This window comes from Leclercia sp. LSNIH1 (genome assembly GCF_002902985.1).
In the GTDB taxonomy this organism is placed as follows: Bacteria; Pseudomonadota; Gammaproteobacteria; order Enterobacterales; family Enterobacteriaceae; genus Enterobacter.
In genome coordinates, this window is the sequence record NZ_CP026168.1 from 17,956 (window position 1) to 42,712 (window position 24,757).

General features: G+C 49.7%; 30 protein-coding genes and 1 pseudogene. 21 read left to right on the top strand and 10 right to left on the bottom strand.

Features of this window, described 5'->3' with window-relative positions; genetic code table 11:
* Positions 1 to 164 precede the first annotated feature (164 nt).
* Positions 165 to 806, top strand: coding sequence for a recombinase family protein (locus C2U54_RS23855; protein WP_001567361.1), 642 nt, complete (start codon positions 165 to 167; stop codon positions 804 to 806).
* A 256-nt stretch (positions 807 to 1,062) separates the two neighbouring features.
* On the opposite strand, the gene C2U54_RS23860 is transcribed toward C2U54_RS23855, so the two are convergent.
* The 3 genes from C2U54_RS23860 to C2U54_RS27525 all read right to left on the bottom strand — a co-directional run bounded on the left by C2U54_RS23860 (position 1,063) and on the right by C2U54_RS27525 (position 3,538).
* On the bottom strand, positions 1,063 to 1,986 hold the full coding sequence (locus C2U54_RS23860; RefSeq protein ID WP_048286540.1) for a cation diffusion facilitator family transporter: 924 nt from the start codon (positions 1,984 to 1,986) through the stop codon (positions 1,063 to 1,065).
* A gap of 199 nt (positions 1,987 to 2,185) precedes the next feature.
* Positions 2,186 to 2,758, bottom strand: coding sequence for a cytochrome b/b6 domain-containing protein (locus C2U54_RS23865; protein WP_001515348.1), 573 nt, complete (start codon positions 2,756 to 2,758; stop codon positions 2,186 to 2,188).
* 618 nt (positions 2,759 to 3,376) lie between these two features.
* Entirely contained in the window at positions 3,377 to 3,538 is a 162-nt protein-coding gene (locus tag C2U54_RS27525) for a hypothetical protein (protein WP_168192061.1), read from the bottom strand.
* 301 nt (positions 3,539 to 3,839) lie between these two features.
* Here C2U54_RS27525 and C2U54_RS23870 point away from each other — a divergent pair, with 301 nt between their 5' ends.
* From C2U54_RS23870 to qseC-like, 3 genes and pseudogenes are all read left to right on the top strand, one after another.
* Positions 3,840 to 4,544 carry an IS6-like element IS26 family transposase gene (locus C2U54_RS23870; protein ID WP_001067855.1) on the top strand — a complete coding sequence of 235 codons (705 nt, stop codon included), beginning with the start codon at positions 3,840 to 3,842 and terminating at the stop codon, positions 4,542 to 4,544.
* 54 nt (positions 4,545 to 4,598) lie between these two features.
* Positions 4,599 to 5,018, top strand: a pseudogene (qseB-like, locus tag C2U54_RS23875) (QseB-like response regulator transcription factor); the annotation flags it as partial.
* Entirely contained in the window at positions 4,994 to 6,343 is a 1,350-nt protein-coding gene (qseC-like, locus tag C2U54_RS23880) for a QseC-like sensor histidine kinase (protein WP_001572371.1), read from the top strand. The pseudogene qseB-like and the gene qseC-like, both read left to right, overlap by 25 nt.
* 212 nt (positions 6,344 to 6,555) lie before the next feature.
* Here qseC-like and C2U54_RS23885 read toward each other — a convergent pair whose 3' ends face one another.
* Together C2U54_RS23885 and C2U54_RS23890 are read right to left on the bottom strand one after the other, a co-directional pair.
* Positions 6,556 to 7,032, bottom strand: a complete 477-nt coding sequence (locus C2U54_RS23885; protein WP_001572372.1) for a WbuC family cupin fold metalloprotein — start codon at positions 7,030 to 7,032, stop codon at positions 6,556 to 6,558.
* A gap of 76 nt (positions 7,033 to 7,108) precedes the next feature.
* Positions 7,109 to 8,728, bottom strand: a complete 1,620-nt coding sequence (locus C2U54_RS23890; RefSeq protein ID WP_001572373.1) for a phosphoethanolamine--lipid A transferase MCR-9.1 — start codon at positions 8,726 to 8,728, stop codon at positions 7,109 to 7,111.
* 193 nt (positions 8,729 to 8,921) lie between these two features.
* Between C2U54_RS23890 and C2U54_RS23900 the strand changes: the two genes are divergently transcribed.
* From C2U54_RS23900 to C2U54_RS23910, 3 genes are all read left to right on the top strand, one after another.
* Positions 8,922 to 9,619 (top strand): IS1-like element IS1B family transposase gene (locus tag C2U54_RS23900; RefSeq protein WP_227525589.1). Its coding sequence is split into 2 segments (ribosomal slippage): positions 8,922 to 9,171 and positions 9,171 to 9,619, totalling 699 coding nucleotides; the frame shifts between segments, so codons are not numbered across the junction.
* A gap of 76 nt (positions 9,620 to 9,695) precedes the next feature.
* A complete protein-coding gene (locus C2U54_RS27530) occupies positions 9,696 to 9,833 on the top strand; it encodes a hypothetical protein (RefSeq protein ID WP_158251048.1) in 138 nt (45 codons plus the stop codon).
* Complete coding sequence (locus C2U54_RS23910) at positions 9,830 to 10,621, top strand: site-specific integrase (protein WP_103181140.1); 792 nt, start codon at positions 9,830 to 9,832, stop codon at positions 10,619 to 10,621. Before C2U54_RS27530 ends, C2U54_RS23910 begins: the two co-directional genes overlap by 4 nt.
* A 150-nt stretch (positions 10,622 to 10,771) precedes the next feature.
* Here C2U54_RS23910 and C2U54_RS23915 read toward each other — a convergent pair whose 3' ends face one another.
* Together C2U54_RS23915 and C2U54_RS23920 are read right to left on the bottom strand one after the other, a co-directional pair.
* Positions 10,772 to 10,963, bottom strand: a complete 192-nt coding sequence (locus tag C2U54_RS23915; RefSeq protein ID WP_103181141.1) for a hypothetical protein — start codon at positions 10,961 to 10,963, stop codon at positions 10,772 to 10,774.
* Entirely contained in the window at positions 10,960 to 11,145 is a 186-nt protein-coding gene (locus C2U54_RS23920; protein WP_103181142.1) for a hypothetical protein, read from the bottom strand. The genes C2U54_RS23915 and C2U54_RS23920 overlap by 4 nt, the downstream gene beginning before the upstream one ends.
* A gap of 290 nt (positions 11,146 to 11,435) precedes the next feature.
* On the opposite strand from C2U54_RS23920, the gene C2U54_RS23925 reads away from it, so the two are divergent.
* The 4 genes from C2U54_RS23925 to C2U54_RS23940 all read left to right on the top strand — a co-directional run bounded on the left by C2U54_RS23925 (position 11,436) and on the right by C2U54_RS23940 (position 14,127).
* The gene (locus C2U54_RS23925) at positions 11,436 to 12,068 is read left to right on the top strand and encodes a ParA family protein (protein WP_047721405.1); all 633 of its coding nucleotides are present in this window, start codon (positions 11,436 to 11,438) and stop codon (positions 12,066 to 12,068) included.
* A complete protein-coding gene (locus C2U54_RS23930) occupies positions 12,068 to 12,478 on the top strand; it encodes a hypothetical protein (protein ID WP_103181143.1) in 411 nt (136 codons plus the stop codon). The genes C2U54_RS23925 and C2U54_RS23930 overlap by 1 nt, the downstream gene beginning before the upstream one ends.
* 280 nt (positions 12,479 to 12,758) lie before the next feature.
* Positions 12,759 to 13,733 (top strand): plasmid segregation protein ParM domain-containing protein, encoded by a 975-nt coding sequence (gene parM / locus C2U54_RS23935; protein ID WP_103181144.1) that lies wholly within the window; start codon positions 12,759 to 12,761, stop codon positions 13,731 to 13,733.
* 4 nt (positions 13,734 to 13,737) lie between these two features.
* Positions 13,738 to 14,127 (top strand): plasmid partitioning/stability family protein, encoded by a 390-nt coding sequence (locus C2U54_RS23940; RefSeq protein ID WP_103181145.1) that lies wholly within the window; start codon positions 13,738 to 13,740, stop codon positions 14,125 to 14,127.
* Positions 14,128 to 14,130: 3 nt separating this feature from the next.
* Here the strand turns inward: C2U54_RS23940 and umuC are convergent, their stop codons facing one another.
* Both umuC and umuD read right to left on the bottom strand, forming a co-directional pair.
* Complete coding sequence (gene umuC / locus C2U54_RS23945; protein ID WP_103181146.1) at positions 14,131 to 15,399, bottom strand: translesion error-prone DNA polymerase V subunit UmuC; 1,269 nt, start codon at positions 15,397 to 15,399, stop codon at positions 14,131 to 14,133.
* A complete protein-coding gene (umuD, locus tag C2U54_RS23950; RefSeq protein WP_409454964.1) occupies positions 15,399 to 15,815 on the bottom strand; it encodes a translesion error-prone DNA polymerase V autoproteolytic subunit in 417 nt (138 codons plus the stop codon). Before umuD ends, umuC begins: the two co-directional genes overlap by 1 nt.
* A gap of 279 nt (positions 15,816 to 16,094) precedes the next feature.
* On the opposite strand from umuD, the gene C2U54_RS23955 reads away from it, so the two are divergent.
* Positions 16,095 to 16,976 carry a hypothetical protein gene (locus C2U54_RS23955; protein ID WP_139156378.1) on the top strand — a complete coding sequence of 294 codons (882 nt, stop codon included), beginning with the start codon at positions 16,095 to 16,097 and terminating at the stop codon, positions 16,974 to 16,976.
* A gap of 244 nt (positions 16,977 to 17,220) precedes the next feature.
* Here C2U54_RS23955 and C2U54_RS23960 read toward each other — a convergent pair whose 3' ends face one another.
* Positions 17,221 to 17,730: a hypothetical protein gene (locus tag C2U54_RS23960; RefSeq protein ID WP_103181149.1), complete on the bottom strand. Its 510-nt coding sequence runs from the start codon at positions 17,728 to 17,730 to the stop codon at positions 17,221 to 17,223.
* Between the two features lie 509 nt (positions 17,731 to 18,239).
* Between C2U54_RS23960 and C2U54_RS23970 the strand changes: the two genes are divergently transcribed.
* The 9 genes from C2U54_RS23970 (at position 18,240) to C2U54_RS24025 (ending at position 24,726) form a co-directional block, all read left to right on the top strand.
* Complete coding sequence (locus C2U54_RS23970; protein ID WP_103181150.1) at positions 18,240 to 18,707, top strand: hypothetical protein; 468 nt, start codon at positions 18,240 to 18,242, stop codon at positions 18,705 to 18,707.
* Positions 18,704 to 19,039 (top strand): hypothetical protein, encoded by a 336-nt coding sequence (locus C2U54_RS23975; protein ID WP_103181151.1) that lies wholly within the window; start codon positions 18,704 to 18,706, stop codon positions 19,037 to 19,039. The genes C2U54_RS23970 and C2U54_RS23975 overlap by 4 nt, the downstream gene beginning before the upstream one ends.
* A 355-nt stretch (positions 19,040 to 19,394) precedes the next feature.
* Positions 19,395 to 20,174 carry a hypothetical protein gene (locus C2U54_RS23990; RefSeq protein ID WP_139156379.1) on the top strand — a complete coding sequence of 260 codons (780 nt, stop codon included), beginning with the start codon at positions 19,395 to 19,397 and terminating at the stop codon, positions 20,172 to 20,174.
* Positions 20,175 to 20,565: 391 nt separating this feature from the next.
* Complete coding sequence (locus C2U54_RS24000) at positions 20,566 to 21,069, top strand: antirestriction protein ArdA (RefSeq protein WP_103181155.1); 504 nt, start codon at positions 20,566 to 20,568, stop codon at positions 21,067 to 21,069.
* Between the two features lie 37 nt (positions 21,070 to 21,106).
* Positions 21,107 to 21,292: a hypothetical protein gene (locus C2U54_RS24005; protein WP_103181156.1), complete on the top strand. Its 186-nt coding sequence runs from the start codon at positions 21,107 to 21,109 to the stop codon at positions 21,290 to 21,292.
* A gap of 157 nt (positions 21,293 to 21,449) precedes the next feature.
* On the top strand, positions 21,450 to 21,704 hold the full coding sequence (locus tag C2U54_RS24010; RefSeq protein ID WP_103181157.1) for a DNA polymerase III subunit theta: 255 nt from the start codon (positions 21,450 to 21,452) through the stop codon (positions 21,702 to 21,704).
* A gap of 69 nt (positions 21,705 to 21,773) precedes the next feature.
* Positions 21,774 to 21,944, top strand: a complete 171-nt coding sequence (locus tag C2U54_RS27535) for a hypothetical protein (RefSeq protein WP_158251049.1) — start codon at positions 21,774 to 21,776, stop codon at positions 21,942 to 21,944.
* Between the two features lie 454 nt (positions 21,945 to 22,398).
* Positions 22,399 to 22,638, top strand: coding sequence for a DUF905 family protein (locus C2U54_RS24020; protein WP_103181168.1), 240 nt, complete (start codon positions 22,399 to 22,401; stop codon positions 22,636 to 22,638).
* 72 nt (positions 22,639 to 22,710) lie between these two features.
* Positions 22,711 to 24,726 (top strand): ParB/RepB/Spo0J family partition protein, encoded by a 2,016-nt coding sequence (locus C2U54_RS24025; RefSeq protein WP_103181159.1) that lies wholly within the window; start codon positions 22,711 to 22,713, stop codon positions 24,724 to 24,726.
* Positions 24,727 to 24,757: the final 31 nt, after the last annotated feature.

Genomic DNA, 24,757 nt, shown 5'->3' on the forward strand with positions numbered 1-24,757 from the left:
GTTTCCCTCATAAATTATTCGGTTCGGTATTTTTAACAAGAATGCTTATCGCATAAGGGTACACCTTGACGCCACAACCAAAACGTGACGGCACACGATAAATGACATAACCTATATGCGATAGAATAAATGCAATAACCTAAATGCGATAACGCGGTGGGAAAATGTTCATCAGAGCTTATTTAAGGGCATCGACGGAAGACCAGTTCGCCGATCGGGCAAAAGAGATGCTGGAGCAGTTCGTCCAGGAACGGGGGCATAAAATCGCCAGCTACTACCGGGAAAATATCAGTGGCACAAAACTTGAGCGCCCGGAACTAGGGCGCTTACTGATGGACAGTCACCACAATGATATTTTATTGGTCGAGCAGATAGACCGTCTGACACGTCTCAGCAACAGCGACTGGATGACGCTAAAAAAACAGATAGAACAACATGAGCTGCGAATTGTCAGTCTTGATGTGCCCACATCATGGCAGGCACTGTCAGATAAGGACCCTTCGCAGGCCGACCCGATAACCCGCGCAGTAATAACCGCCATCAATAACATGCTTATCGATCTGATGGCCGCAATGTCACATAAGGACTGGCTGAGCCGCCGCCAGCGGCAAAAACAGGGAATCGAGCGGGCTCATACAATTGGAAAGTACCGGGGTAAGCAGGCCGATCAGGAACGGCATCAGAAAGTCCTGTACTACCGGCAGGTAAAGAAACTGAGTATCCGGGAAACGGCGGATGCTACAGGCTACAGTGCTTCACAGGTTTGCCGGATACAAGCGCTTCATAAAAATAATGAAACTGCCTGAAAGGCTGGAATAACGGTGTTTATTTGCAGTCATGGCCTAATAGTTAGCGCCCTGTAACAACTTTTGTGATTAGCAGCCTGACGCATCATCTATGTAAGGAAAGTCCGCTGTGTGCCAGAAGCGGACTTTTTAAAAATATTGCGTGCCCAACAATTGGGCGCAGGTCACATCAAGTACCCTCAGAATTATAGAGAATACCTGAAATTTTTGTAGAGCGAGGTTTGTTACCCTGCCCGACCAGCGACATGTGGTTAGTTTAGTGATCAGAAATGTCGAGCGTTTGGTCGTTCATTGACGCGGGATCTTCCAACGGTTCCACATGAGTGGTGATATGGATAAAAGGCAGTGCGGTGCGGATATCATTCTCTATACGCTCGGCCCAGTCGTGCCCATATTGAACAGTCCATCGCCCAGGAACTAGGATGTGCATTGTCATAAACGCCCGCCCGCCAGCCTGGCGTGTACGTAGTGCATGGAAATCAAGCCCCTGTTCACGATATCCTGCCAGCAGTGACTCGATTTTTTTGAGTTCTTCCGTGGGTAGCGATACGTCCATCAGACCTGCAGCTGAACGACTCATAAGCTGATAACCAGTCCAAACGATGTTGGCTGCGACCAGCAATGCAACGATCGGATCGACCCAAAACCAGCCGGTCAGATAAACCAGTCCGACACCAAAAATGACACCGACCGACGTCCAGACATCGGTCAGCAGGTGATGAGCATCTGCCTCAAGAGTGATAGAGTTGTGCTGCCTGCCAGCCCTTAACAAAATGCGAGCCGTCACAAAATTAAGGATTGATGCGACTGTTGAAACCAGTAATCCGAGACCAATCTCCTCAAGCGGCTGTGGAGTTAACATCCGCTCAACTGCGGTATAGGCGATACTGGCTGCCGCCAATAGGATCAGAAATCCTTCGAAAGCACTCGAGAAATATTCGGCTTTGCCGTGCCCATATGCATGGTTCTCATCGGCCGGAAGCGCAGCCAAGGTCAGCATCCAGAGCGCCATTAGGGCTCCTGCGAGGTTAACTACGGATTCGATGGCATCAGATAGCAGACCGACCGAACCGGTCATTTTCCACGCCACACCTTTGAGTCCGATAGTGGCAATAGCCGTGGCAATGGAAAGCCAAGCGTAGTGCGTCAGCGGATGAGGTAACCCTTTTGTTTTAGTCATTATTAACTTCCTAAAATAGGACGACTAACTCACATTTCTATCCATGATAGATAATTAAACAATCATTTCGCCATGAATATTTTTTCGTTTTTATTAAATTTAATTAAAAAGTCTCTGCAAGTGCTGTTTCATCTTCTAGTAAACTAAATTTTATTTTTAGGGTTTTCTTCAACTTGAAGTAATATTATCTCACAACAGATTAGTCACTTAGGTTAACTGAGCGGCTTTTATATTTTTCAATTAAAATATGCAAAACTCCCATTGCACCATGTGCATAAAAATAGACCTCAATGAAAGTAGTAAAGAACTTATGCCAGTGGATTACTGTTTCAGCCAGATTTGACTGCATGGTATTCAACAAGAACCATAGGCCACCTGAAAGTGCTACAATTAGCAATGCTAGAACTCCAAATCCTTGGATTGTACTGGCAATACCTCCCGAATGTGCATCGGGCAGTCGGAAACTAGTCAACGTTTTTATATCTTGCTTAATACCACTAAAGTCAAGCCCTACCCATGAAAAATAATAAGTAAAACCTCTTTGAGTAAGCATCCAACTTAACATAATAAAACCACAAATAATCAGTCCTAACCCTGAAATAATGTGCATCCAGGTTATAACTCCTTCAAGACTATGTTCACCAATTGCTTCGGTCTCTGTCAGATTAGAGTTAATAATTTGTGATAATATTAGAAATGCCACAATGATGTGAAGAATACGAAAAAAAGGAGCGTAATCATGGGGTAATAGATTCCAGAGTCGCAATTTCATTAATGAGTCCTTAGTAAATTTATCGATGATCTTAATCATACAAAAGAATTATTAGGATAACCTTAATTCTTAAAATTGCAGCAGGCATTAGTTCACCTCTGATATGGCCACTTGCGAAATGGGAATGGTAACTGTTATTACTATGTGTTTACTTGCTGTTCTTGTTACGCAGCCCCTTAAACACATTACTTTCAAATATGATTTCCTGCTGGGTTTAAATATGTGTCTTTCTATAGTGCGGCAACCTATTTTTACACCAACTCATGAATTAAATAAGAATCATAAATTAAATGAGAGGTTTAATTCTCTTGCTTAACGCGATGATATTAAATGGAAATTTTAATTTTTGTAATTTATTAAACAGTTAGAATGAGACATGGTAAATACGATCTTCCTTTAGATAATTCTGATAGCACTTTTTCTACTGGGCAGTCTGCAATGTCCGCTTCTCGCTCAAAGCTGCCTGTCAAAGTGGTCAAGCTCTACCACAGCTCAGAGGTACAAAAAATCACCTTAACGTACAATAATTTTCGATATCCAAACTGACCCCGTGTTGTGGCGCAACACAGTTGCGTAATGGTGATCAGGCACCGGCCTGCCGGTCTACTGCTGCTTTCTTTATGCTGCATTTCTTGTCACTCTTTCGTCCTGCATCTGCAGAATTTTTACGGCATGACTGATGTTCAGCCCGGTCATATTGGTGTTCAGTTCCTTCATCATCGCTGCGCTGGCCAACACGACGTTGTTGTCGAGACATCCCTGATATGCTTTTGAGGTCACTATCGTCAGTTGCTCACGCGAGGTCAGCTCATTGCGGCCTGAGCATAGATCGGGGTTTGAGGTCCAATGATGTAAAAAACCACGATAAGAAGATAACCTGCTGTTTTTATTTAAAAAAAGCAGAAACCTTTCTGTTGTTAATGTTTTTTAACTTTTCTCCTTGAAAAATAAAGGATTGCCCCACTATCATGGTCGAATAAATAACTAATTTGTGCGGATTTAGGAGGCCGCTTGGAAAGGCACTGTTGCAAATAGTCGGTGGTGATAAACTTATCATCCCCTTTTGCTGATGGAGCTGCACATGAACCCATTCAAAGGCCGGCATTTTCAGCGTGACATCATTCTGTGGGCCGTACGCTGGTACTGCAAATACGGCATCAGTTACCGTGAGCTGCAGGAGATGCTGGCTGAACGCGGAGTGAATGTCGATCACTCCACGATTTACCGCTGGGTTCAGCGTTATGCGCCTGAAATGGAAAAACGGCTGCGCTGGTACTGGCGTAACCCTTCCGATCTTTGCCCGTGGCACATGGATGAAACCTACGTGAAGGTCAATGGCCGCTGGGCGTATCTGTACCGGGCCGTCGACAGCCGGGGCCGCACTGTCGATTTTTATCTCTCCTCCCGTCGTAACAGCAAAGCTGCATACCGGTTTCTGGGTAAAATCCTCAACAACGTGAAGAAGTGGCAGATCCCGCGATTCATCAACACGGATAAAGCGCCCGCCTATGGTCGCGCGCTTGCTCTGCTCAAACGCGAAGGCCGGTGCCCGTCTGACGTTGAACACCGACAGATTAAGTACCGGAACAACGTGATTGAATGCGATCATGGCAAACTGAAACGGATAATCGGCGCCACGCTGGGATTTAAATCCATGAAGACGGCTTACGCCACCATCAAAGGTATTGAGGTGATGCGTGCACTACGCAAAGGCCAGGCCTCAGCATTTTATTATGGTGATCCCCTGGGCGAAATGCGCCTGGTAAGCAGAGTTTTTGAAATGTAAGGCCTTTGAATAAGACAAAAGGCTGCCTCATCGCTAACTTTGCAACAGTGCCCCCTTACGGACAGACTTCACGGCCTCGACAGTGGAGCAGACGATTACCTAATTAAACCGTTCGAGTTCAGCGAACTGCTCGCGCGGATACGCGCTGTTTTGCGACGACATAACGGCAACAGTGATCGATTGCTGAGTAACGGTGTGCTCAGCCTGAACCCGGTCAGTCACGAAGTGTGTTTGTTGGCCAGCGGAGAGAACTTTTTACTTTCGAAGCGCGAGTATGCTCTTCTGGAAGCACTCATGCAGCGCCCCGGCGGTATTCTCTCTCGCAGCGATCTTGAAGACCGTATTTATGGCTGGGGGGATGAGATTGAAAGTAACGCTGTTGAGTATTTCATCCACGCTCTACGTAAAAAGCTCGGCCGGAATGCCATCAAAAATGTCAGGGGGGTCGGATGGCTGGTTTCCAAAAGCGAGTGAAAAACTCTCTGAAGCTACAGCTCTCGGTAGCCCTGAGCGTCGCCATTTTATTTACCGCAGTTATTTCCTGTGGTCTTACCTTCTATTTTGCACTCGACGAAGCCCATGAACTACAGGATGGCACCCTGACCCAAATCGCCAGTGTGATATATGACAACCCTGACTCGCAGACTCTTGTTAAGCAACTGGATGGTGATAATGATTCCCGAGTGGTGGTGGAATTCATATCGGAAAACGGTAATTCCCTGCAGGCCCGCGACCCCACTTTTCAGCTGGAAACGCCCATGCATGAAGGTTTTCAGAACGTAATTTCCGGCGGAGAATCGTATCGTGTATTGGTGCATCGACTTTCACCCACCCAATTGGTCGCCATTGGTCAGCAGCTTGACGTACGCGACGAAATCTCATTTGAAAGCGCACTGCGCACGTTGATCCCGCTCAGTCTGCTGTTGCCGATACTGTTGCTGGTTGCGACTGATCTGATCCGGAAAGCCTTTCGCCCCGTTTCACTCCTTGCCGATGAGGTGCATCAGCGAGATGAACGCAATTTGACGCCGTTCCCTGAAGATGCCATTCCTGATGAAATTCGTCCATTTGTGGGTGGTATCAATAAATTGTTGCACAAAGTTAACGATGCCATGCAGACACAGTCACGTTTTATCGCCGATGCGGCCCATGAGTTACGTACCCCGCTAACGGCATTGTCGCTACAGGCGGAGCGGCTGTCGGCGAGCGAAATGTCGCCCGAAGCGCAATTCCGGCTGAACAGCCTGCAACAAGGGTTAAGCCGAACCAAAAACTTGTTAGAACAGCTGCTTCTGCTTGCCCGCGAACAGCAAAATACGCGGCAAGGAAATAATCAGCCTCTGCTCATTACACAGTTATTCAGGGAGGTGATTGAATCCCTGCATCCACTTGCTCTGGAAAAAAGTATTGATATTGGCGTACTGGAAACTGCCAGTGCGAGTCAGCTGGTTTACACCGATAAATACACACTCACTATTATCGTGAAAAATCTGGTAGAAAACGCAATCCGCTATATACCGGAACACGGACAAATTGATCTCAGCGTGATGGTATCGCAGCACGAAGCGATCATTAAAGTTGAAGATAACGGTCCCGGTATTGCCGCAGAAGAAAGGATGCGCGTGTTCGATGCATTTTATCGCCCTGAAGGCGTGACCCAACCCGGCTCTGGGTTGGGCTTAGCGATAGTCAAAGCATGCGTCACGCGGCTGGGTGGGAAAGTTACTTTAGCCCCTGCCAGCCAGTTTACCTCAGGCGTACTGGTCAGCATTGTCCTGCCACTGCAATCTGCGCGATAAAATGTAGATGAAAATTGTACTCTTACTGGAGATACTTTGCGTTCTGCTGGTGTTTTGCCTGCATCCCGACCTCGGTAAGGATATTGCCTGTTATTTGCATAAGATGATTTTCTACTCTTGCCACAGGTTTACGAGTAGGTGATTTGGGAGGAAGCGTCTTAGCCTTTGAAGTTGGCGCGAAGGAGAGAATGGCACTCCGTGCAACGCATTAATTACCGCGGATATCCGCCATCACCTACTTGCGCCTGTGTGTACCATTTCATCAGCTCTGCAGTTCCCGGCTCGTTTTCGGCGGGGGCCCATGGGGCGGCATCTTGATCAGCAACAGGCTGGTACCTACCGTGTTTTACCTCAAAAATAACGCCGCCTTCATCCAGTGACAATACGGTATGCCAGGTGCCTGCATCCATCTCCAGCACTTTACAGTCCTCACCTAACACGACGCGCTGGGTCAGGTTACCCAGGTCATCAAAGTTCAATACCAAAAAGCGACCGGTAAGGGATGTCAGCAGTTCAAAAGTATGCGGGTGGCGATGAGGGCGAACATAAGTTCCCGGTTCCATAGCAATAGCCAGACGCTGCACCGGGTCGCTCAATTCAGGGTGGAAATTATGATGGGCACGTAAGCGGGGGGAATTTGCGGCTTGTGCGCTTTGCTTGCGTAGGTCGTTGAAAGTAAGTTGTTTCATATTATAAGCCTTATTGCATTCTTGCAGCTTACGGCAACCAGGTTGCCGTAAGGCTTTTTGTTATACTAACAATCGATTAGCCACGGCATTCGCGGAACAAATCGCGGTCAGGATTATAGACGCTGGTGCTTACGTCCCACAGCCCCAAAATCGATGAGAACAGGTTGTCGTGGGAATATGATTTTTTCGCCGCATTATTTTCAAGGCAAGACATGTTGATGTGTTTCCCGGCGATAAAGCCCGGTGACATCCAGACCTGCATCGGAATATGCGTCTGCTGATCCGGTGCCAGTTTGTACGGCGTGCCGTGCAGATATAGCCCGCTTTCGCCCAATGATTCACCATGATCGGACACATAAAGCAGCACGGTGTTGTACTGATCGCTGTAATTTTTTAGCTTTTCAATCATCTCAGCTAATACATAGTCTGTATAACGAAGGGTGTTGTCGTAGGTGTTGACCAATTGTTCCTGAGTACAGTTTTCGATATCGCTACGTGCACATTCGGGCATGAAGTGGCGATGCTCAGCCGGATAACGCAGGTAATAAGTCGGTCCATGGCTGCCAATGATATGGAAGGCGACAAGCTTATCACCTGGCATTTTGGCGATTTCATCATCAAGGTTTTCCAGCATCACCTCGTCATGGCACGTTTTGCCATCGCACAGTTTCGGGTTATCACTAGGCTTAATTTCGACAGTCGGGATGCGGCTACATACGCCTTTACAACCGCCATCGTTCTCTTTCCATAACAGCGAGACACCGGTTTTCTGCACGATGTCGAGGAAATTTTCACTGTTAGATGCTTTTTTACTGTCGTACTCGGTGCGATTCATATTCGAGAACATGCACGGAACGGATATTGCGGTAGCGGTACCGCAGGAATGCATATTTTTAAACGAAATAACGCCGCCGGATTTGCTGGTAAAGGCATTGGTATCACGCGAATAACCGTTCATCGAGAAATTCTGGCTGCGTGCCGTTTCGCCAATCACCAGGAACATCAGCGTGGGTTTTTCGTGAGCGACGACGCGTTTAGCATCATTCCCCAGCGTCTGGAAAGGCACTTTAGTCGTAAAGTACGTATCCTTAACATACTGGAAAGTGCTGTAAGCGTAGTTCGCCGGGATGATCTCTTTATTCAATGTCGAGTTATTGCGGCCGACAGAGGCATAATCCTGATAATAAAGTGCGGCAACACCTGCAATCAAACTCAACGATGCCAGCACGGAGAGCAAACGGTAAGCAATGCCTTTATACCATTTTTCAGGATATTGAATTTTTATTGAAAAAAGGAGGATGGCAGGAAGGATACCGGTAAAGACGAACCATATAATAATTGAGCCATTAAGATAGGAATGCGCTTCCTGGGGGTTAGTTTCAATAATGTTTTGAATCATCGTTTGATCAAACATTACTTTATATTTTAGTGTCGAATAACTGACCAGTGAGCCAGTGATAAACAGTAAAGCAAAGAAAGGTTTCAGCAGAAAACGAACTGAGAAAGGCATAAAAACAACGTTAAGCGCCGCAACCAGAACAAAGGGAATAGAAATGACAAAACCAATTTTGACATGCTCTAAATGCGACAAAATCTCGTAAAAATGCAGCAATATTGGCCAGTTAAGTAAAAACGCAAAGATCATTGCCAGAAGTAAAACCAGCGGAATAACTTTCACCCTGAAAAGTACAGGCATTAACACCTCCGGAAAATAGTAAACCAGTAAAAACATTGATGATAATTACAACAATTCAATCTAATATTATGATTGCCTTATTCGCTGCAAAGCAGAGATTATCATTCTGAAATCTTAGGTTAACCTTAACGACTCTAAGGTGATGCTGCCAACTTACTGATTTAGTGTATGATGGTGTTTTTGAGGTGCTCCAGTGGCTTCTGTTTCTATCAACTGTCCCTCCTGTTCAGCTACTGACGGGGTGGTGCGTAACGGCAAAAGCACTGCCGGACATCAGCGCTATCTCTGCTCTCACTGCCGTAAAACATGGCAACTGCAGTTCACTTACACCGCTTCTCAACCCGGTACGCACCAGAAAATCATTGATATGGCCATGAATGGCGTTGGATGCCGGGCAACCGCCCGCATTATGGGCGTTGGCCTCAACACGATTTTCCGCCATTTAAAAAACTCAGGCCGCAGTCGGTAACCTCGCGCATACAGCCGGGCAGTGACGTCATCGTCTGCGCGGAAATGGACGAACAGTGGGGCTATGTCGGGGCTAAATCGCGCCAGCGCTGGCTGTTTTACGCGTATGACAGGCTCCGGAAGACGGTTGTTGCGCACGTATTCGGTGAACGCACTATGGCGACGCTGGGGCGTCTTATGAGCCTGCTGTCACCCTTTGACGTGGTGATATGGATGACGGATGGCTGGCCGCTGTATGAATCCCGCCTGAAGGGAAAGCTGCACGTAATCAGCAAGCGATATACGCAGCGAATTGAGCGGCATAACCTGAATCTGAGGCAGCACCTGGCACGGCTGGGACGGAAGTCGCTGTCGTTCTCAAAATCGGTGGAGCTGCATGACAAAGTCATCGGGCATTATCTGAACATAAAACACTATCAATAAGTTGGAGTCATTACCTGCCGATCGTATCCGGGCTGCGTACGGGCATGTCCTGCAGCTGCGTCGGCTGCTACCGGTGATGGCAACTCTGAGCGCTATTGGTATCGAGATGGAACGCCGGGGAGAATTCAGCGTCATGACAGGGGACGACTACTCCCGGAAGGCGCTGGAATATCTTATGGCGAAATACCTACCGAAAAACGGTGACGCTGCATGATGCCGTCTGTTATCTCCCAGGGAGTTTCGTTTTCCGCTGCGCAGCTGCCGGTGGCCATTGACTACCCTGCCGCGCTGGCCCTGCGCCAGATGGCTCTTGTTCAAGACGATCTGCCGAAATATCTACTGGCCCCGGAAGTCAGCGCCCTTCTCCACTACGTGCCCGATCTGCACCGTAAAATGTTGCTTGCGACGATGTGGAACACCGGCGCCCGCATCAATGAAGCACTGGCGCTGACAAGGGGGGATTTTTCCCTGGCCCCACCATATCCGTTCGTGCAGCTGGCCACCCTCAAGCAGCGTGCGGAAAAAGCGGCCCGGACCGCCGGACGGACTCCCGCCGGCAGTCAGCCCCATCGCCTGGTGCCGCTGTCGGACAACCAGTACGTCACCCAGCTGGAGATGATGATCGCCACGCTGAAAATTCCGCTGGAGCGGCGCAACAAGCGCACCGGCAGAACGGAAAAGGCTCGCATCTGGGAGATCACTGACCGGACGGTCAGAACGTGGATAAGCGAAGCGGTTGACGCCGCGGCTGCCGACGGCGTGACGTTCTCGGTGCCGGTGACACCGCACACGTTCCGACACTCCTATGCCATGCACATGCTATACGCAGGCATTCCGCTGAAGGTACTGCAGAGTCTTATGGGCCACAAGTCGATTAGTTCAACTGAAGTTTATACGAAGGTTTTTGCACTTGATGTAGCAGCACGGCACAGGATCCAATTTCAGATGCCTGAAAATGACGCGGTGGCTATGCTCAAAGGAAGCGTTTATGGGGCTAGATGATTTACTTCTGATCGCTTGGTTGAGAACTTTTATTGGCAACTATTTACTGGCTGAGCGGCCTCAATGAGTTTAGGAATGCAAAAAAAGGCAGGGGGCCTGCCTTTCAAGTTACTATACCTCTTGAGCAGTCGAAGTCGGGACTGAGGTGATTTATTCCTTACCACCGGCGGCGTCTGACTTAATCTGTGCATGAGCAGCTTCCAAGGCACTATTCTTCAGGAAAGTCTGCGGGGTTTCGTTAGCCATGTTAGCCCCTTTTTGGACCAGTTCAGTCTGATTCACGCCGAAACCGATTTTATACACGTGCCCAGGGATCGTTTTTTCGAACTTTTTCTTACTCATTTTTTCCCGCTCTCAATGATGTCTTTAGCGCGTTCTACAGCGTTAGTTTTTACGTACTTGTTGACCGACACCGGATCTTTAGTAAAACGGCTGGTTATCTCACGCCCTTTATCAATGATTTCGGCTTCTTCTTTTGTAAACGAAACGTGCTGCGTCCGTTCCATTTTAAACTGGTCTGGCATTGTATTTATCCTGGTGGTGATGGGGTGTTCTATGTTGGGGCAAGTTTTAGAAATTCAAGGTTACTGTCGCGAATTGTTATGATGTCTCGATAACTCTCTCATGTCTGAGCATATCTCCTTAAGATGAATTGCGGTAACTACTCAAGACATTAAAAATCTAGCTGCAATCTTGCAGCTTTATTTATTGCAATCTAGCTGCAAGCTGCTAGATTGATGCTCAGATATCAACCTCTATTGGGGAGGTTGCACATTAATATTGCAGCAATCTTGCAGCAATAATGGAGGGCGTGATGGCTTGGACCGTCGGATTCATATCTCAGAAAGGCGGGGTTGGTAAGAGCACAAAATCAAGGGCATTGGCTCGCGAAGCTACCTCCTGTGGTATTAAAACTAAACTCGCTGATCTCGATCTTGAACAGGGTACGAGTTCTGATTGGCATCGTCGTCGCCTGGCGGCTGGCTTGCCTCCCGCAGCCTCTGTTGAGGTATTTGCAACGGCAAAGCAAGCTATAGAATCTGCGGGCGATGCAGATCTTCTGATACTTGATGGTCCTGCGCGTGCAAGTAAGGGAACTTTAGAAATAGCTAAGGTGGCCGATCTTGTCGTTCAACCGACCGGTGCTTCACTCGATGACTTAATCCCTGCCATTAAGGTATTTAACGCACTCGTTAAAGATGGTATCCCACGCTCCAGATTGGTCTTTTCATTAAGCAGGGTTGGGACTGAGGCTGAGGAAGCTGATGCTCGTGCATATATTAGTGAAGCTGGCTATGAAACACTCGCTGGCTGTTTATTTGAGAAACCTGCTTACAGAAAGGCAATGAATTCTGGTTTAGCTGTGACTGAAACGCGCTACAAGGGCCTGAACGAAAGAGCTGATGAGCTTATCCAGGCTCTGATTGATAAGATTGGAGAAGAGTAATGGCTGATGCATCGAAACTAAAAAAGAGACCGCGTAATAGTCTGGGCGTTCCCCCCGGGCCGGACGAGGTTGCTACCAGCCTGAACTCACCAGAAATAGCTCCTGCAGCAGAAGCGGCTGAAGTTGTACCCGAGTCGATAGCTAAGGAACAAGCCATCCCAGCGACGTCCATGCCTTCTGGACATCATGAACTGGTTTCGCCAGCTGCTTCGCAGGAAAGCAATGCTGTTCCGTATGTCAGACGTGACGGTCGTTCTGCAAGAAAAACACACCGAATAATTGCCTTTGCGACCCGGGTTACTCCTGAATTCGATAATGAGGTCCGGGACATTGCAGATCGCGAAGGTATCAAACTTGTAGAAGTTTTAGAAAACGCACTGGCTGCTTACAAGCAGCAAAAAGGGTACTAAACCAGATAGCAGCATGATTGCTGCTATCTTTTTTAATGCTTAATCTTGCTGCAATCTTGCGGCTATCAAATTGCAATCACTCAGCTAGATTGCAGCAAGCTAAAAGCAATCAATCTGCTAGATTGCTGAAAGAAAAATTAGTATGATACTCAAAGTGAGTATTAGTTAACGCAACCTAAAGACTCAAATTGAGTTTTAAGTAGTATTTCAGAGCCTTTGGGCGTGACAATTCAAAATCGTTTAGGTGAAAGTACTCAAAATGAGTATCAATGGAGATGGTATGAATATTTTTTGTGATGATGGCTCTACCACAGTTAAGCTCGCGTGGTTCTGTGAGAAAGGTAAATTATCTACTTCCTTATCTGCCAACTCATTCCGTCAGGGGTGGAAAGTTGAAGGGATGGGTATGCGCCAAACCTACAATTATGAGCTGGAAGGAAAAAAGTATACCTACGACGAAGTTAGCAACGAATCTATCTTGACGACTCATATTGAGTATCAGTACACCGACGTGAACGTCCTTGCAGTTCACCATGCTCTCCTGAACAGTGGATTGAAGCCCCAACCGGTCTCTTTAACGGTGACATTACCCATCAGCGAATTCTACAACAAAGAATGTCAGAAGAATGAGCTCAATATTCAACGTAAAATTGACAACCTGATGCGCCCGGTAAAGCTGAACAAAGGTGAGGTGTTTACCATCGAGCATGTTGAAGTCATGCCAGAATCACTGCCTGCTGTATTTGCTCGCCTGGTTAGAGATAAGGTAGGGCAGTACGAAAAATCTCTTGTGATTGACCTTGGCGGCACGACTCTCGATGTCGGTGTTATTGTTGGCCAGTTCGATTCGGTGAGCGCGATTCACGGAAACTCACAAATTGGCGTATCTATGGTTACGAGCGCTGCGCTCACAGCATTGAAAATGGCATCAAGCGATACCAGCTCCATGGTGGCCGATGAACTGATTAAACAGCGTAAGGACCCCAACTTTGTTCGCCAGGTTGTGAATGATGAAAGCAAAACTGCACTGGTGCTGGAAACTATAGAAAGCGCGATCACAAATTTAGGTGCCCGCGTTGTCGATGATCTGGCCGAATTCCGTCACGTGAACCGGGTTTACATTGTGGGTGGAGGTGCCCCGCTGATCGAGGATGCTATTAAAGCAGCATGGCATCACCTGGGTTCCAAAGTTGTGATGTTGGACTCCCCTCAAACGGCACTTGTAGAAGCAATCGCCGCATTTAAAGGGGAGTAATGCTGTGAGCGAAGAACGGAAGAAGTTTACTGTTTATCTTCATCCGGAGCAGGTAGCAGACAACTTGTCATTAAACATTATCGAGTCTGTCCCCCGGAACGAAAGGGGAGAACTGTATCGAAGGGCGCTTATCTCCGGGTTAGCCCTTCATCAGCTTGATTCGCGGCTTCCGGGTTTACTCACGGTATTGCTGCACCACGACTTTACAGCGGATCAGCTGGTAGGGTTGCTCAGCCAGACTACGGGATGGAAACCGTCACAGGCCAATATTCGAGACATACTGACAGAACTGGGGGCGGGGCAGTTAGCCCCGGCACCCCAGCCTGAAGCCGTTGAGGATGATGAGCAACGGCGCCTGGACGAGGCTCGGGAGAAAATGAAAAACTTTATGTGATACTCAAATTGAGGCGCAGGGGATATCGGACCACCTGGTCGTGTATGCCGGAGAAAGCATCTCTCTTTTCATTTGCCATTCGGGCGCAATTCCACGGCCTGCAAACCATATCTTCCCGAGTCCTGAGTGGTTGATGCCATCCAGGACTTTCATCAACTCCTCACTCCGTTCCCGCGGTTGAATGTCATCGAATAGATTCAACTGCGATACTCCGGTAGGGGTGAAGTCATTCAGCATGACTCCTGCTTTTGCATAGCGATATCCATCAACCCATATCCGATCAAGTGCTGATATGGCTGTCGCGATAATATCCCGGGTGTCATGCGTCGGTATGTGAATCTTCTCGCTGGCCACGTTACCGTAATAGGGTGTCGCCGAGAAGGGTGATGTCTTGATAAAGACCGCTATCTGCCGGCAGAACTGGCGTTCGCCCCTTAATTTTTCAGCAGCACGCTCAGCATGCTGACAAACAGCCTGTCGCATAGCCTCATAAGTCGTTACACGTTCACCAAATGAGCGACTGCACACAATCTGTTGCTTTGCCGGAGGGGCGTCTTCAAGGGCAATACAGGACTCGCCATTAAGCTCCCTGACTGTGCGCTCGAGCACGACGCTGAAATTCCGCCTGATGAAAGCCGGATTTGCCTGCGCCAGTTGCAGAGCTGTCGTGATCCCCATTGTGTTCAGCTTTTTGGCTATCCGGCTACCAACACCCCAGACTTCTCCAACCGGTTGCAACGATAATAGCTTTTCTGTCCTACGGGGATTATCGCGGGTTAAGGCTAGTACGCCACCGAATTGTGGCCACTCTTTGGAGGCCCATTGTGCTGATTTTGCTAGGGTTTTACTCATTCCGGCCCCGACGCCGATCGTTAATCCCGTCCCTCGATATACGTGTTCTCTGAGTTGCCGTCCGTAGTCTTCATAACCAATACAACTTCCAAGTCCTTCTAACGAAAGAAAAACCTCATCGATTGAATATCTTTCAGCTCGTATGGCCATTTCTTCTATGAGAGACAATGTTCTGTTTGATAGACTCGCATAAAGCTCATAATTGCTTGAAAATATGTATATTTTTTCCGGAAAATGCATGTTTTTTAGCTGGAACCACGGAATCCCCATTTTTATGCCATACTTTTTAGCTGAGGCATTGCGTGCAATTATATTTCCGTCGTTGTTACTGAGAACGCAGATAGGCTTGCCACGTAAGTCTGGCCTGAATACAGCCTCACAGGAGGCGTAGAAACTGTTTACATCGGCTAGAGCAAACATCAGTCAATATTCCGTGTTTTGTGCACAAAGGCAGTTACTACGCCGAATATCTGGAGGTACTCAGGATCTGGCCATAGGGTAGGGTAGGTAGGGTTCATTGCCTGCAGCCCAGGTCGCGGTTTTAGTAGTAGCCTTTTAACCGTAAATTCTCCCTCAACTTCAGCAATGACTATGTCGCCGTGGCGCGCCTGTTCGGCTTTATCCACGATCAATAGATCTCCAGAGTGCAGCCCGATATCTGTCATAGAGTTACCGATGGCCCGCACAAAATATGTCGAGCTGGGCCGGGAAATACAGTATTGATTGAGATCGAGTTCTGCTTCGACGTAATCTTGCGCCGCCGACGGAAATCCGGCCGCGCAACGGTCACTATAAAGGGGAATTACTGTGAAATCCGGGTCGCTTGCTGCACGCATTAAATCAAACATAGTTACCTCCACACTGTTTTTATATACAGTATTATTGACTTATTGAGCGCACTTTCAAGTTTTGATTTACAGCTTAGCTCTGCTGCTTATCGCCAAAACCACCATTTGTCTCCCAGACTCCGTGTGCTGGTTATCTCCTGCCATCGCTTAAAAGGTCGCAGCGTGCCGGCAAAATTCAAGCCACCCGCTGCGGCACCCGTTCGCACTCCTTCCCCCTGGTCAGTCGCTTGCGCTGCGGCTTAGCATCCGGGGCATGACTTTTACCTCATGGCACGTTGCCTCCCTTCGCTCATGGCGGGAGATAACGACCAACCTTCGAAAGGAGGACGGCAAAAGAAATTTTTTGAGAAAGGTAAAAAGGAGAAAGCAATGGATCTATACACACTTCTGACGGCAACCCGTGGACTCCAGATTCTGCAAAAAAATAGCTGGCCAGCCCTGGCACTGAATATTGCAGAGAATGGCTGTCAAATGACGATGACCGGCAAAATTAGCCCTGAAGGGCTCGTCAGTTTGTTACCGCAGCTGGCAGAACGCGGGCATCTTGCAAAAGGTGCTGTAACTGGTCTGGAACTGTTGTGTGGTAAAAATGCTGTGGAGGCCACGATCTGGGCCCAGGCAAGCGGTCGCACTGTTAACGTTGATGTGAGTTTGAATGGGGTCCCTCAGGAACAGACTTTGTGCCAGGATTATCTGAAATTGGCCCTTCAGGATGATCTGTGGGTCCTCTGCAGTGACCTGTGGAGGGACGCTGAGAAAATTCTTCTGCATACCGGCGCCCGCTACGATGGAGCTCATATCTTTGAACGTGAAAGCCAGAATTTTATTGTTGCAGCCGAAGCGCTGTCAGAACTTCCTCCGACGGTAAAGCCCGGTGAGATGCTGCTGCAGGCATGGCTGGCTGAAATCCTGCAACACGGCTCTGAGGTGCTGGCGATCTGCCTCGTTGTATATCGCGATTATGGAATGCTCCGGATAAGTGAATTTTGTATGCCTGAGGTTTGCGTTATCCGTCCTAACTCCCTCGTTAGGCACTGGCTAAATCGTGAGCATGTATCCACTTTGACAGGGATTGCGCGCCGAAATATCGCGATTGAGCGTGAAATCACCTCAAGCTTTGAAAAGGCTAAATTATTATCAGACGCTTAGTCGCGCAGAATACATAAAAATCATGTTATACCCACTGGCCAGCTTATGCTGGCCGATTTGATTTTACTCAGTAAAGAACTCGTAAACTCCATTGTCCTTGCCGCGCCAGCGCGGCGGAGAACTATAGCGTGCCTTCTCTTTATCCTGAACGCATCTAATCCAAAGGTTATCCTTATCGCTATACTCTGCTGTGCGGTATTTTCAACGCACAACATATCTTCTAGAGACCTATGGCTAAGTAACCTTAAACGTCCGATTGTTTACTTAGAATAAGTTTGTTTTGGTTTTTAGTATCAATTATTCTAAAGGCACCATCCTTATCAATGATTAATTGATGAGAGTTGAGCGTGATGATGGTTTGATTTGCATTAGAAGTGGTAATGCCAGAGTTGATAGACCATTCTAGAGGGTAATTTTTATTTAATTCATCAATTGCTTCATTGATGATATTTTTCGCATCGTCTAGGTTTGCCGCTTTGCGTGATTTTTCCAATCTAATTAGGAGGAAACTCAAACCCTCCTCTGCATACTTTTTCTTAAATTCATCCTTAAATTCTTCTACCTGTACATGACCCCAGCCAACGAAGTTTGTTGATTTTCGGAGGTTGAATTCCTCCATGTCCGTTTCAAGCTCCGACCTTGCTTCTTTCGGTGTGCTGGCAGGAATGGGTGAGTCTTCTTCTTTAAGAACGCCTTCGTTCTCCACCTGTTTCGAAGAAAATAAGGATTTAAAAAAAAGTTGCAGTTTTCTCATAAGTAATCCGGTGAGTGACTATATCGAAAAATATACCATGGAATATGGTAATTTGTTAGTCAATGGATTTACCAGTATTAAATGCCAATAATTTAGTTTGGCTTTTAAATGTGATGTGCATATGTTCAATCTTATATGGGTTTTGAACTTTTCACGTTAAGATTATACGAAGCATGATTAAACATACTCTTGTCTAAAAATCATGATGTCGTGAAATCCGTTTTTATGCTGGGCCAACTCAGCGGAAATTTGCGCCGTGCCTTCACTTTAGCCCGAACGCTCCAGATGCAAGGGTTCGCTTTGCCGGCATCCTCGCCCGGTCGCAGATTTTTACGCCTGATGTCGTTCTTCCCGTCGTTCTCCCGCTCAATTTTCGCGGGAGAACCGTCCAGATCGTCATCGCTTTTATCTGCGCTGCGGCCTGCGGTGTCGCCCTTGCATCTTCCGCTCGATGTCGGGCTGTCGTGTCGGCACGGCGCAACTGGGTGCCGGATGATGAGGAGAGCGTAATGTTCAGACTGACCTGTATTGATCTCGATAATGGCGAGTTTGCCGTCTATCTCAATAACCACTACCTGGGAAGTGAAGACGGTAGCGTTGAAAAACTGTATCTGGGGGATGTGCTGGAACGACTTTCCAGGATGCCGGGTGTGCAGCTCCAGACCATTCAGCAGCCTGTGCCCGGTGATGAAGAATGGTGCTGGAACGATGTCGCAGATTCCGTGCTTACCCCGTCTCATATTTTGCGGCGGGAGATGACTGTGGGCGGAATGTTGACGCGTCTGCAGCAATACCCCCAGGACGCGCTCTGCACTGGCACATTCTGGCTTGAAGATGATTTTCTTGCGGTCGATGGCTCGCTTGATAGCGCGACGATTGCAGCGGCGATGGAACGCGCTTATTACGCGCACGATGCGAACTATGGATTTAACTGGGATCACCTGCGGCTTGCCATCAATGAGGTAAAAGACCTATGAACACCTGGCTGACAGGATTTCAGACCGAAACCCACTGCACTGAAACCGATGTTTATATGCTTATTGAAGCTGAAAATCTTGCCTTGGCCGAAGCTGGCGCCATGTCTATGGGGCGAACCTGGTGGCCAGATGTGAAAGAGGACAGCGCAGATCACTGCAGGCTATATCCGGAGAGAAAAGTCTGGTTCAGCAGCATAGTGTTACTGGATGACGTTGAAAATACAGTGCTGCGTGGACTGAAGTTCCTCGATTGGTGGATCGTAACCGGTACACCCGAATGGCCGGTGATCAGGGACAGATGTGATATGGACTGGCAGGAGTACACCCAATAACGCTATGCCCGGCCAGGATTTTCTGGCCGGTATTTTCAACGCACAAGGATGTCGTTTACTCCGCTTTTTATGCCGCGCCAGCGCGGCGGATATCAGCGCCGTGCCTTCACTTTAGCCCGAACGCTCCAGATACAAGGGTTCGCTTCGCCGCCATCCTCGCCCGGTCGCAGATTTATACGACTTAGGCCTTTCTTCCCGTCGTTCTCCCGCTCAATTTTCGCGGGAGAACCGTCCAGAACGTCCTCGCTTTTATCTGCGCTGCGGCCTGCGGTGTCGCCCTTGTATCTTCCGCTCGGTGTCGGGCTGTCGTGTCGGCACGGCGAAGACGTCGCCGCATCGATAGAAGGAGAAGATCATGACAACCGCTTATCGCTTTATGCACCGCCATACCCGCAACACACTGGTTTCACGTGGCTGGCCAGCCACAATGGATATCGATACCAGCCTGAATTACTCGCGCGGGGAGGGCGTTGCGTTTTATGGCCAGCTCGATGCCGCGCAACTACAGCGACTGTTACCTGAAATCGCCCTGCGGGGGTTAATGAGCGAACAGGCAGTGCAGATGCTGCTGCCGCTGATCCACAGAAGCGAACTGGTCGTTCGCCTTTACAGGAACTCGCTGGGGCACCGTAAGGCTCATGCTGGTACCATTTCACTGGAATACGACAACTGTCCTGCTGACATGAATACGCCACAAATTCTCTGCCTGCTGAAAGCGCTGCGCGACGAAATCAATCACGTCTGCAGCTGCGTGGCGTCGGCAGGTTATCGACTGACCGAAGCGCTGCGGCCTGCCACAGAGCCACTGGTACTGACCCGCCGCACACGTAACTTTACCCTGACGGTGACTGAAGTGGAGCAGGTTCAGGACGATGCTGAATGGGATAACGACACGCTGGATGCCAGACTGAAAGCCGTGCTCGACGAGAAAGAAACCTTCCGCCGTCTGAAGATCCGTCTGGAGTGTAATGGCCGCACCGTCGGACAGACGCATGTGCCATATGCCCTGCGTCACCCTGACAGCCCATCACGTGTCTGGTTTGACCGCCACTGGTTGCGGGATGTAGTGAAAACAGCCAGAACAGAAATCGATGTGATGATGAAATCATTTTCCGGGATCAAGATCGCAGCCTGAGTTGAGGCGGGGCAGAGCGCCCCGCTTTTAAGCAAAAAGGATGTCGCACGCTCCGCTTTACCGGCGTGACCTCCACGTTGTTACGGCCACGCAGGCGAAAACGTCCGTGCGGTCTGCGGCTAACGCCGTGCCTTCACTTTAGCCCGAACGCTCCAGATGCAAGGGTTCGCTTCGCCGCCATCCTCGCCCGGTCGCAGATTTTTACGCCTGACGTCGTTCTTCCCGTCGTTCTCCCGCTCAGGTTTCGCGGAAGAACCGTCCAGATCGACATCGCTATTTATCTGCGCTGCGGCCTGCGGTGTCGCCCTTGCATCTTCCGCTCGAAGTCGGGCTGTCGTGTCGGCACGGCGTAAGCCGGAACTCAGACGACACTGGCAACGGAGGATATTTTATGAGCACTACTACCCCGGCAATTTATGTTGGTACTTACCACAAATACAACTGCGGCAGTCTTTTCGGCAAGTGGTTCGATCTCACCGATTTTGACGATAAGTCAGATTTTATGGAAGCGTGTCACGATTTGCATTCGAATGAGTCCGATCCGGAACTGATGTTCCAGGACTGGGAGGGGATCCCCGAAAAATTCGCTTCAGAAAGCTCAGTTGACTGGGATTTTATTGAGGCCTACAAGCGCGCGGTTGATGACGGTAAGGATCAGGCTTTCGTTGCCTGGGTGGAGTACACCGGTGAATGTGATTATGACCAATTTGAAGAGGCCTGGTGCGGTGAAGCAGCAAGTGAGGAAGATTACGCATATGAATTCGTGCAGGAGCACGGCTTGCTCAGTGAGCTGCCGGAGTCGCTTCATATCTACTTTGATTATGCCGAATACAGCCGGGATATGTTCCTGAATGGTCTGGTATTTCTTAACGGGCATGTCTTCCGCAACTTTTAAGGGCAGGGGGGGAACCCCCTAAATTAAGGAAAAAACTATGAAACTTGATGCACAAACCCGTGACATCCTGCGTCAGTACAAAAAACGAATTAACGCCGGTCGCCGTGAGGCCGGTTTACGTGAGCTGAGAACCGAAGAAGTGATCGACGAAATTTGCCATTATATGAGCTGCCAGTCTGCGGTATACATAGGCGGACAGTATATCCGGCAGGATCACCGTTAAGGTGATTCCGGCAGGCGGCATCCCCGCCTGTCAGTCCGCGGGAAAACCCGGGCAGGCCTTGCCTGCCGGCGGCTGTCACTGCGCCTTCGGCGCCACGACATGCCGCCCTGCATGACCTGGCAGCGCAAGTCAGTAAAGAAATTAATAAGGTAAAAACATGAGCGAAATTAATCTTTCAGGCCTCTCAAAAGACGACCAGGACAAGGTTGCGGTAGATCTGGCCGCGTCGGGTGTCGCGTACAAAGAGCGTCTGAATCAGCCTGCGGTACCTGAAATTATCGCGCGCGAGCAGCCGGCGCATCTTCGCGAGTATTTTATGGAAAGGGTTCGCCACTACCGCCAGCTGAGCCTGCAGTTGCCGAAAGCGAGCGACCCTCAATATGCTGAGATGGCTGAAGCGAATAAAAAATAACGTTTTCAGAAAGATAACAGCTACAGTTTTCGGTTTTTCTTTCCTGCACTGGGCGTCCAGTCGGCTGTCATGCTTCGCACTGAGCCGGCTGCGCCGTCTCTGCCCGGCCCCTTCGGGGCAGCGGGTTTCCATCCTGACGCAACCCCTTATCGCTTGCAGCAGCCGTTCCGGCTGCGCCGCTCAGTCGCGCCGTTCCTGCGCTCCCTGCATCCCGTCGCCAGAAGACGCGCCGTGATGTAGGGGGCAACGCCGTTTCGCCGCGCGCGGCTTTCCGTCATTGCGGCGGACCCCTGCCCATTCCGTCCGGTCTTTTTCACCCCTTTGAGTCCCTCCGCCGGGTGCTGAGAACACCACAGTCCTCGTGGCTGTCCAGGGTGAATGCTGAAGCACGGCCACCAAAACTTTTCGCATGCGAAAACTTTAGGCGTCCGCCCCGGACACCTGCCTCGGCCCGTGGCGTTGACGCACCTGCGGCGAAGGTTCTCAAACGGGTGATGTTTTATCCCCCGGGAAGCTTCAGCAGGTTCCCGCAGAACGTCAAAACCGCGGCTCCCGTAACTCAACGGGTGATGGGTTTTAAAGGCCAGCCCCTTTTATCAGGAGAAATGCAGTGGGCAAAACATTACAGGAATTTCTGAATCAGTCCGTGTCGCTACGCGAACCGACCGCTGAAGAACTTGAACTGGCGGCATTGCTGAACGCTGACGTTGCCACCGCGCCTGTGGTGCTGCCAGAAGGGGCATTTACCCGAGAAGAGGCGAGGGCTGTTGCGGCGCAGTACACCAACGTCGGTATTGAGAACGATCAGGTAACGCATTTCCAGCTTGTTGTCCGTGATGACGAAGGGATGTTGAAAGAACGTGTATGGAATTTTCAAAAAGATGGCGGGGCGTGGATGAATCGCGCACTTGCAAGCTACGGATTTAGAAAATAGCTGTATGAAGGTGCCCTGCCGGAGCTGTCACTCCGCAGGGCCGGACAATCATTAACACCGGAGGTATTAACTATGTCAGTTGCCGAGTCTAAAGCAAAAAGCCCTAAACAATCCAGCCGTAATAAAGCCAGCCCTGCGCAGGCCATCGCGCCGGAGGTGCTGAAATCCATCCTCGATGCCACACCGATCGAGTATGTAAATATTAAAAATCTGGTCATTTCAGACCTGAATGCCAGAACCATTCCCTATTCAAAGGAGAGCGTTCGCGGACTGGCTGCGTCCATTGCTGCGATTGGTCTGCTTCAGAACCTCGTTGTCCATGATATGCCAGACGGTAAGTCCGGCGTGGCCTGTGGCGGTCGCCGTACCACGGCCCTTGAGCTGCTCCTTGAAGACAACCTGATCCAGCCGGACGACGTGGTGCCTGTTAAACGCGTATCGCGCGAAATCGCCGCTGCGGCATCCCATGCGGAAAACGAGCAGCGTGTGGCGATGCACCCTGCAGAGCAAATCACGAGCTTCCGCACCCTGGCTGATATGGGCAAAACCGCTTCGCAGATTGGTGATGAACTGGGGTTCGGCTCCCGCCACGTGCAGCGCATGCTGAAACTCGCCGCCCTCGCACCGTCGTTGCTGAAACTGCTGGCTGAAGACAAGCTCGACATGGAGCAGTGTCAGGCGCTGTGCCTTGAAAGCGATCAGGATCGTCAGGTCGCCGTGTATGAAAACCTGATGGCGACTTATTCATGTGCGTCAGCCCATTTACTCAAAAGGCAGATCACCGAGAGTGAAATCGCCGTTACGGATGCCCGTTTTGGCTTCATCGGTCGTGAGGCGTACGAGCTGGCAGGTGGTGTGGTCCGTGAAGATTTATTCAGCGCACAGGAGGGCGACGGGACCGTCGACAGGCTGCTTGTTGACACCCTGATGGCAGAAAAACTGGAGAAAATTGCCCTCGAAATCCAGCAGAAAGAGGGCTGGGCATGGGCGATGGGCCGTCCGTCCAGAATTAACCGTTACGGTACAAATGATAACGACTACCTGCTGCTTCCGGTGCCGGATGCGGTATACAACCCGGATGACAGCCATCGTCTGGATGAACTGACCGATCAGCTTAATGCACTCGACGAGGACAGTGACGAAGCTTACGCCGTCCTGAGCGAAATGAACCTCATTGAACATGCCGCAGAAGTGCGCGGATGGACTGATGCGCTTAAGTCGAATGCGGGCGTGGTTGCCAGCTTTATGGAGGGTGAACTGTACGTGCAGCGTGGCGTGTGCCGTAAGGCTGATCTGCCGGAGGATGACGCAGAGAATGAAGATAAGAAAGCGTCAGGCAGCGTCACATATGTAAGTCAGCCCGATGCTGCAGAAGGGATCAGCGTTCCGCTGCTCACCAAAATGTCATCTGAGCGTACTCTCGCTGTCCAGGCTGCGCTGATGCAACAGCCTGAAAAAGCCGTTGCCCTGATGGTCTGGCGGATGTGCTGTAGCGTTTTCTCCGGCTGCAGCCCACAAAGGCATCCTTTCGGAATCAGCGTTAACGTCTCGCACTACTCGCTGACGCGCGAAGCCCCTTCTGGAAATGAGGGCCTCGCTTACACCGCGCTGATGACAGAACAGGCCCGACTGGAAGAACTGCTGCCGGAAGGATGGCGTAAGGATTTCACAACCTTCTTTAGCCTGAAAGGTGATTTGCTGATGTCGCTCATGGCGTATTGCACTGCCTGTTCCGTTGACGGTGTTCAGACCCGCGATATGGGGCATACGTCGCGCAGCCCACTCGACGATCTGGAAAAGGCGATTGGCTTCCATCTGCGTGACTGGTGGCAACCGACAAAAGTGGGGTATTTCAGCAGACTGACGCACAGCCAGATTGTGGCCGCTATGAATGATGCAGGAAGTGTCGGGGCAGCGAAGGACGCCGAAAAAATGAAAAAGGGCGACGCGGCGGAACATGCTGAGTTCTGGCTGAAAGATACCCGCTGGGTTCCGGCATGGCTACAGGGTCCGCAGTCTGACGCTGTGAAAGAGACCGCTTCCGTTGACACCGAAACCGATGCTGACAACACCATACTGGCTGCCTGATAAGGAGTGCCGCCCTTCGGGGCGGCAATAA